Annotated in this window: 3 protein-coding genes; all 3 read right to left on the reverse strand. The window is 69.7% G+C overall.

Translation table 11 applies throughout. The features are described 5' to 3' along the window. Window positions 1–1348: S8 family serine peptidase (locus A9X05_RS14790; protein ID WP_067782314.1), on the reverse strand; the 1348-nt coding region annotated here is incomplete at its 3' end. Then, window positions 1326–2837, reverse strand: a complete 1512-nt coding sequence (gene eccD / locus A9X05_RS14795; RefSeq protein WP_067757190.1) for a type VII secretion integral membrane protein EccD — start codon at window positions 2835–2837, stop codon at window positions 1326–1328. The genes eccD and A9X05_RS14790, both read right to left, overlap by 23 nt. Before the next feature lie 264 nt (window positions 2838–3101). Continuing rightward, on the reverse strand, window positions 3102–3610 hold a 509-nt coding region (locus A9X05_RS14800), incomplete at its 5' end, for an ESX secretion-associated protein EspG (RefSeq protein WP_197499067.1).

Consider the following 3610-nt stretch of genomic DNA (forward strand, 5'->3'; position numbering starts at 1 on the left):
CGGCCACGCTCGTCGATCCCTGACCCTGACCCCCGGTCTGCGGCCGGCCGTCTTCGTCGACCGCCCCCACCGTCAGGACGTAGTCGCTGAACCAGGACGGCGTGACGACGGTGGTGACCGAGTTCCAGTTGCGAGGATCGTTGGGCTGCAACGGATCATGCGGCGGGTTCTGCTTGCAGTCCTTCTTGTTGGTGTCGCCCGCGGCGGCCACGATGACGGCGTTCTTGTCGACCGCCGCGTAGCGCACCGCCGCGCCGAGGGCGCGCTGGTCGACGATGTTGCGCGCGCTCATGCAGGTCACATCCGAGATGTTGATGACCTGCGCGCCCATGTTGGCGGCGTGCACGATTGCCCGGGCCATCGTCTGGACACCGTCGATCTTCGCCCGCGTCTGCGGGTCCTCGTCGCCGGTGTAGGCGTCCTTGAGGCCGAAGGCCTGGCTGGACTGACGGATCGCGATGATGTCGACGTCGGGCGCGACACCGCTGAACGCATCGGGGCCGGCCGACGGCGCCGGCGGCGCGGGCGGCGGGGGTGGCGGCGGATCCAGCGGGCGTGGGTAGTCAACCCCGACGACGTGGCTCCCACCGGAGTAGCTCGGGATCGTCACCGTGCCGCCGCCGTGGCCGGCCGCCGGGGCCTGGCCGGGCTGCGCCGGTCCTGGCGGCGGACCGTTACCGGGCGGAGGCGCCGCCGGAGGCGCGGGCGCCGGCGGCGCGCCGAAAGGTCCGGGGGCCGGCTGGTCCTGCGGCGGAGGCGGAACCATCGTCACGGTCTGCGGCAACGGCGACAACGTCACGGTCTGGGGCGGCGGCGCCTTCGGCGGCGGTTCGGTGGTGGGGATGGTGACCGGGCGGCGCGGCGCGGCCGGCGGCACCCCCGCGCCGTTCGCCGGCGCGGCGCCGATCATCGAGGCCACGATCGTGCCGTGGGCGTCACAATCCGACAGCCCGTCACCGCCCATGACGTAATCCCCGCCGGGGATCAGGTGCGGAAACCTGGGATGCGGGCTCACGCCGGTGTCGATGACGGCCACCTTCACGCCGGCACCGCGCCCGAACTGCCACGCCTCCTGCAGGTTCAGCATGTCCATGTACTTCGGCTGCAGGCGGAAGTCCGTGCCGGGCAGCACCCCGACCTCGGTGCAGTAGGAATTCTGCTTCATCGGCGCCGGCGGCACGGGCGGGCCGTCGGGCGGCACCGCCCCGGGATCGATCGTCGGCGGCGAAATCGCAGAGGCGGGCGGCAACCCGGCCAATGCTCCTGAGGTGAGCAAGATTGCGGCGAGGGCCGCAGCGGATGCGCGCCCTCGCCACACCTTGCTACTACCGGTAGCGGATTGCTGCATAGACATTCATCAACCACAATGCCAGCGGGAAAATCGGCATCAGGCAGAGGTATTCGATCCATTCCACGAACTTGCGGAACAGCGGGCTGTAGATGGTGTTGGGCACCACGGCCGCGGAGGTAAGGCCGGCCGCCGGGAGCAGAACCAGGATCGCCGCGCTGATCGACACCGCCAGGGGCGACTGCAACACGAGCGCGTACCGCACCACGACCGCGCCGACGATGAGGACGGCGGTCACGGCCAGGGTGATCGCCTGCCAGCGGTCGACGTACGAGCGTCCGCGCAGCATCAGGAACCCGGCGCTGAAGCCGGCCAGCAGGAGCGGCAGCCAGCGTTGACCGGTGTGCGGGTCCGACAGCGCCGTCAACGAGACGACCATCAACACGCCGAGACCGATCAGCAGGCCGGTCAGGAAGGAGCGGGCGCGTTCGGCCTGCACCAGGACGTCGCGGACGGACGCGGGGCCTTCGAGGACCGGGGGGCCGCCGTCGGAGCGGACCACGGTGGTGGGCAGGTCGGGCCGGGCCTCGAACACCCATCGGCTGGTCGCCGACGGGAAGACCGGCAGGCGGATGCCCGCCAACCGCCGCGAGAGGGCGGGCGCCGTGTGGTACACCAGCACGCACAGCAGGACGACGCTGGTCAGCAGCGTCACGGCACTGGTCATCGCGACCATCCGGGCCAGCGCCGCGATCGCGGTGACCACGCTGACGGTGATCAGGGCGGTGTAGAGCCCGAGCCGCCGACCGGTGAACCGGAGCGCGAGCATCGCCGCGATGGTGAGAACGCCGAAGCCGAGCACGGCGTGGGGGGACCCTACTCCGCCGGGCGGGGCCGCCGCCGCGGAGACCGTGAGTGGCGCCAGGCCGCTCAGCAGCATGATGTCAGCGATACGGCGATCCTGGTCGGTGCGCGCCCGCATCAGGAGCATCAGGGAGACGCCGAGCACCACCGCGGCGATCACCGCGGAGTACGCCGTAGGCAGCCAGGAGTTGTGGTGCCACCGGTACCAGAGCAGCAAGCCGGAGGCGGCGGTCACCCCGGCCGCCACCATCGACGCGCCGACCTGCACCGCGGCGACCGGGTCGATCGCGGCGAACCGCTTGCTCAGATTTGCCGCGACGGCGGTGGAGATGTGCTCGATGACCTGCGAGCGGTGCTCGGTGTCCTGGATGAACCGGATCCACAGCCGGTCGCCGTCGTAGACGTCCTGTTCGGTCAGGGACTGGGTGGCCCGCAGGGGGGTGCCGTCAACCAGGCACAGTGCCCACCTGCCGCGGCCCGTCGCCTCCAGCGGGGTCTCGCCCAGCTCCCTGAGCCGGCTGTTCACCACCTTCAGCAGCGGCTCGGTCATCACCGAGACGGGGGCGTTGGCGTCCAGCAGGACGCCGATCTGTACGCCCGCACCGGCCATAACGCCGACCACGACCGCCCGAGGCTGCGAAATACCCTCAACGTCAGGCTGTAGCGCTTCAACTACCGCAGTCATCGCCCTGAACCCCTTACCGTCGTGAATGTGTAACCCCGTGCCGCCGACCGGGCGGGAGTCTGCGCCGGCCGACCTTCCGGAGCGCTGCGGCCCCCGGGAAAGTCCAGGCCGACTATTCCGAATTCCATCTACCCCGCCTTGCGATTAAAACTTCGGTGACAGTGGTTTGAGATTTGCTGAATCTCTCAGAGAAGTATGCCGTGTTGGCATCTCAACCGCATGTTGAGTGCAAAGCCATTGGTGAACTTTATGTTTCGTCTTATGTCAGACCCGGCTGTGGGTTTTCCACTCGCCATACGGCAGCGTGTCCAGCACCGTCTTGACGCCCACCTGCACCAACTGGGGGGTTGCGGGGCAGATGGCCAGCCAGGCCTCCCCCGACCCCGCCGTCCTCGCCTGCTGGTAGAGCGCGATGCGGCCACCGGAACCGTCTTTGAGCGACAGCACCGATGCGCTCGGCCCCTTCGCGTCGTCCCGGTATTGACGGGCATACACCGCGACCTCGGCCGCCGGGTCCGAGAGGGCCTGTCCGAGCGCGGCCACCGTGGCGGCGCTGATGCCCATCCGCCGCAGGTCGCCGCCGGAAAATACGTTGAAGCCCGACTCCTGCCACGACTTGGTCGCTTCCAGCATCTCTTCCAGCGGCACGTTCACGGCATTGATGGCCGCCGGCTCCGCGTGGTGGATCGACTCCAGGGCGTCCAACACCAGGGAGGCGATCGAGGCGCTGTCGGCGATGGCGACGTCGTCGACGGTGATGTCGCCGCCCACCC

Source organism: Mycobacterium sp. E3298 (assembly GCF_001666895.1).
Classification (GTDB): domain Bacteria; phylum Actinomycetota; class Actinomycetes; order Mycobacteriales; family Mycobacteriaceae; genus Mycobacterium.

What these genes read in the sequence shown, in the direction of transcription:
- eccD (WP_067757190.1), bottom strand. Translation starts at nt 2,837, where the DNA reads ATGACTGCGGTAGTTGAAGCGCTACAGCCTGACGTTGAGGGTATTTCG.